This is a genomic window from uncultured Nostoc sp. (assembly GCF_964245575.1).
Lineage (GTDB): Bacteria > Cyanobacteriota > Cyanobacteriia > Cyanobacteriales > Nostocaceae > Nostoc.
In genome coordinates this window covers 1-4,916 of sequence record NZ_CAXTNP010000414.1, presented here as the reverse complement: position 1 = coordinate 4,916, position 4,916 = coordinate 1, and the positions used below count along the sequence as shown (strand labels likewise).

The 4,916-nt window shown below is 39.8% G+C and carries 4 protein-coding genes and 1 pseudogene; 3 read left to right on the top strand and 2 right to left on the bottom strand.

Going from position 1 to position 4,916, the window contains the following annotated elements:
• Positions 1-154: 154 nt before the first annotated feature.
• Positions 155-943, top strand: coding sequence for a DUF1868 domain-containing protein (locus tag ACFFAP_RS35810; RefSeq protein ID WP_375515662.1), 789 nt, complete (start codon positions 155-157; stop codon positions 941-943).
• A gap of 341 nt (positions 944-1,284) precedes the next feature.
• On the opposite strand, the gene ACFFAP_RS35805 is transcribed toward ACFFAP_RS35810, so the two are convergent.
• Positions 1,285-2,064: an RDD family protein gene (locus ACFFAP_RS35805; RefSeq protein WP_375515661.1), complete on the bottom strand. Its 780-nt coding sequence runs from the start codon at positions 2,062-2,064 to the stop codon at positions 1,285-1,287.
• A gap of 20 nt (positions 2,065-2,084) precedes the next feature.
• The gene (locus tag ACFFAP_RS35800; RefSeq protein WP_375515660.1) at positions 2,085-2,933 is read right to left on the bottom strand and encodes a DUF975 domain-containing protein; all 849 of its coding nucleotides are present in this window, start codon (positions 2,931-2,933) and stop codon (positions 2,085-2,087) included.
• An 80-nt stretch (positions 2,934-3,013) separates the two neighbouring features.
• Between ACFFAP_RS35800 and ACFFAP_RS35795 the strand changes: the two genes are divergently transcribed.
• Entirely contained in the window at positions 3,014-3,967 is a 954-nt protein-coding gene (locus ACFFAP_RS35795) for a stage II sporulation protein M (protein WP_375515659.1), read from the top strand.
• A gap of 113 nt (positions 3,968-4,080) precedes the next feature.
• Positions 4,081-4,682, top strand: a pseudogene (locus ACFFAP_RS35790) (Uma2 family endonuclease).
• The last annotated feature ends 234 nt before the right edge of the window (positions 4,683-4,916 follow it).

Below are 4,916 nucleotides of genomic sequence, written 5' to 3'. Positions count from 1 at the left end.
AACTCCTAACTCCTAACTCCTAACTCCTAACTCCTAACTCCTAACTCCTAACTCCCCACTCCCCACTCCCAAAATTAAATACTTTTAAAATCATTCTGTTAATCAAGGCAATTTTCCCTAAAATCTATCAAGTGAGAGCATGAGGCTATGAAGATTGGACGACAACTATCAAACTTACTTAAATCGGTTAGCACGGCTGACGCTGCCAGAAGCCTACAGATCCCAAGTCCAGCATATCCAGGAATCTTCTAAATTTCAGCCACATTCTGGGTTGAGACAAGCAGCGTCCTTTCCTGGCTATACGCTAATTACCCCGCCAGCAGGAGAAGAATCGCAAAATTCTGCTTTCTATGACAAATTACAGACTTACCAAGAGGAACTTTTGCAGTTGCCTGTAAGCCGTGATTTGATTGTGCCTCTACCTCCTGCTAGCTTCCATATAACTTTAGCGGATTTAATTTGGGACAATGCTTACCTTGACGCCTGCGAAAAAAATCCCAAATTTGACGAGGAGTTACACTCTTGTTTAGCCGAAACCTTTCAGCAATATCAACAATTGATGACAAACAGGAGTCATCCGATTAAATGGCAAATGCTGGGACTGATACTGATGCCAAGGGCTGTAGCCGTTTGTTTAGTACCCCAAGATGAACGTTGTTACGAGGAAATTATTAAATTTCGCCGAACAATTTATCAAAATCCCAAGTTAATTGCTTTGGGTATTGAGCAGCATTATCACTTCACAGCCCATGTTACATTAGCCTATTTTGGGGAGGTTTCATCTGACTTAGACCGCACAGGTTTCAGCACAATGCTTTCTCAATTGAATGATCAATGGCTGTTGAATTTACCAGAATTTTTGATCAATCGCGTCGAATTACGAAAATTTGACAATATGACACGCTATTATCGTGAACCAGACTGGCCGATTTTAGATTTTTAAGTCATTAGTTATAGCGGTTTTCGCTTGGGTGCAGTGCAGTTTTTACCTCTCTTTTAAAAGGAGAGAGGCTTTAAATCTTACTCCTCTTCCCTTCAAGGGAAGGGGCTGGGGGTTAGGTCTGTCATTCAATTGGGAACCGCTATAATAATTAGTGGTCGGTAGTCTCCACTGATTGACTACTGACTACTCATTATTAGTTATGTCGTCCTGAAAATAAAGCAATTTTTTAATGTCGGTTAATAAAGTGATTGCAAATGCATTGTGACGAAATTTTCCAACCACTTTAGATAAATTTATTAAAATACCGTCTATCTAAAAATGCTCTAAATAAAGTCTCTAGCCTAAAATTCCGGTTGTTTATAAACAAGATAAACAGCTTCTAAAAATACATCAGGTGTAACAGCTTCTGGCAAGTTTTCTAAATTAATAATAGCTTTAACTTGCTCGGCTAGCTTTAGAGATAGTGATGCTCTTGCCTTTAACGACATTGCACCACGTCGCTGTAAATACTCACGAATCACAGCGAAATCATCTGGCATCAACTGCGATAAATCAGCAACTTCAATTAACTGTTCATGAAGTCCTTTTGCCTGTTCTGAAATTGTCAATGTCGCGGATGCAGTGGGTGTTTGGGCTTGAATTACAATTGTGCCAGCAGCCAAATCACCTAAGCGCTTTTCTCGACGACTCAACATAATTAAAAAAGCGCCAATAAACAAAGTTTCATCAAAGGGTCGCAGTAAAGCACGTAGCGTTGCTTGCTGTAGCCCGATAAGTTTACCATCATCTCGAACCACGCGAATTTTAGCAACTCGTTTACCAGGAGTTTGCCCAAACCATAAAGTTTCAAAAATTACAAAGTATCCTACGTAAATAATAAAACTGGCAAGGAATGCGATCGCCATTAACCATAAAGTAACTGCGGTACCGAAAATATCTACCCAAAAATCTCCTAACTGGACTGAAACGATAGACCAAGCTGTGAAAAATCCCACCAAAATCACAGCCAAAACGTGATAGTCAATAAGCAAAGCCCAGGCACGATTTCCGATTCCAGCAAGAGTAAATTCTAGTTCTACGCTTTCTGGAGTATTAAATTTAACATTATTGAATAGATGCATAATTGTCTGTATAGTGTGGTTTAAATTTGGCGATCGCGTAACTGCAAGCCTAAACCTTCACGACGACTTCGCATGTCATAGTAAATAACAGCTTTAATTGCTTGCCAAAATGGCAAAATTATTGCGCCAGTACTAAAACTCAATGCAAGGATAAACACAGCCAAAATCAAAGCAAAAATAGCAGAATTATCATTTATTAAGGGCAAGAAAATACCCTGAATCACAGTAGAAATAATCTGAAGAACAATTTGAGCAGGTATTGTGATCAAAAAGGCTACAAATGAGATAAATAAAATCCGCCAGACGTGACCTTGAGTTAATTCCCAGCTACGGCTAATAGTTGATGTACCATTAACATTGTCTTCAATAGCAAGGGGCACATCTACTAAATAGAATCGCGTCAGAAGCCATAAAACTGCCACAATTGCCACAATACTCACCACAATGGTAAGGAGAACAATGAGAATAGAAGTAGCTGGATTTCCTTGTTGTCCTAACCCTACAAACGCTGATAACAAACCAAACAAGACAAATAAAACTACAACACCTAAACCAATTCCCATACCGATCAGAAGCATTAACAGCATTGTGACTAAAAACTGCCACAATCGGGAATTGACGTAACGCTGACCTGACAAAATACTTTCGGGTTGATTGACCAACTCGCCAAAGGCCAAACGAGAAATCAGCGCTGAAAGGGCATAAAACTTAGCCCATCCATAAACTGGAACCAGTACCCATACGTAAGCTTTCAGTGCTAGTAAAAAATAATCTTTCAGATGAGAACGATACAACCGCACGGCAACACTCACTACATTCCCAACACTTAGTGGTTGTATCTGAACAGGAGATCCAAAGCTTTCAGACATAATGGTAAATTTACCTTGAAACTACGGAGATGAATTTGAAGCTATCTTAAGCTAAGTTAAACTCAGTGTTTCCAAAATTCATGAATATTCAACGTTGGATTGCGCGACGAGAACCAAATTGGCAGCGTTTGGATGCTTTATTAAAGCAGATAGAAAAAAAAGGGTTAAAGTCCCTACGGGCAGAAGAAATTAGAGAGTTAGCGAGTTTGTATCGTTCAGTAGCAGCAGATTTAGCCCGTGCCCGCACTCAGCAAATCGGTAATACTTTGATACAAAGTTTACAATCTTTAACAACTCGTGCCTATACGCAGATTTACCAAGGTTCGCGGCGACAGGAATGGCAGGCAATTCTAAAATTTTACCAATGGGGATTACCATCTATAGTTCAGAAAACATTTGCATATATTGCTGCTGCAACGGCGCTGTTTCTACTGGGGGCATTAGTAGCTTGGTGGTATTCTTGGCAAAACCCCAGCTTTATGCCTTTGATCGTACCTGAAAGTTTGATTACCAAGGTGCGAGATGAGCATAAATTATGGATGGGGTCAATTGTCGGCGTTGAACCTTTGGCATCCAGCAGTATCATGATCAATAACCTATCGGTGTCTTTTGGGGCTGTTGCCGGTGGCATGACGGCTGGGCTATACACAGCCTATTTGATGGTATTTAATGGCTTATTAATTGGTGCTGTTGGTACTTTGGTGAGTCAAAATAATCTGGCTTATCCTTTTTGGGCGTTTGTGTTGCCGCATGGTTCATTAGAATTACCCGCCATTTTTTTTGCTGGGGGTGCAGGATTTTTATTAGCAAGAGCAATTTTATTTCCTGGTAAATATCGGCGTGGGGATGCACTGAAATTTTACGGATCTCAAGCGGTGCAGCTAGTATTTGGGATTGTACCAATGTTAGTTATTGCTGGTGCGATCGAAGGCTTTTTTTCACCTAATCCCAGCGTACCTGATGCAATTAAATATCTCGCAGGAATGGGATTATTTGTACTTTTGGTAATGTATTGTAGCCGCAAGCAAACATAAAATAATTTCAATATTGGCGAATTTGTCAGTAAAAAAAATATTTTAGAATAAGGTAAATAATTTTTATTTAAGACTTCACTAGTTATGACTTAACTATATAAAAAAAGATAATAATGGTACAAACATCAAATAAAATATTGAGCTTAGATGAGTTTCTCGCACTACCATAAACTAAACATTATTGCAAATACATCGACGGTGAAATCATTTCAAAACCTATGCCTCAAGGGAAACATAGCACTATTCAAGGAGAACTCTGTCCCACAATTAATTCTGTTGTCAAAGTACAAAAAATGGGTTGGGCTTTTCCAGAATTACGTTGCACTTACCCTTCAAGAAGCCGTGCTTCGCACGTCTATGCAGGACGTTCTATAGTTCCTGATGTCGCTGTATTCTCTTGGGCAAGGCTTCCTGTAGACGAGAATGGTGATATTGCCAATACATTTGCCGCGCCGCACCCGACTGGATAATTGAAATTCTCTCCCCCGAACAAAGCCATACAAAAGTTACAAAAAAAATCTTACACGCTCTCAATCACGGAACTCAAATGGGTTGGTTAATTGACCCTGATGAGCGATTCATTGCTGCTTATCCTGCAAGACAACAACCTTTACCTTTTGAGGAAAATGAGTCCGTTTTACCAGTGCCAAAGTTCTGTCAGGGGTTACAGTTGACGGTAGGTGATATTTTTAGGTGGTTAAAGGTGATTGCGTAACAAATATTAATCGGATTAGGACTGCTATAGGATTCATATTTGATTGCGTGAAATACACGTAGGGTGCGTTATGCCTCTGGCTAACGCACCATCAGATAGTTTGGTGCCGTACTCTTGGCGATAACACACCCTACATATACTTAAATTTTTTCAGAAATCAAATCGGATTCCTATATATAAGCAACAGATACCTCGAAGTCGTGTTGAGGTACTCCAAAGTCGTGTTGAGGTACT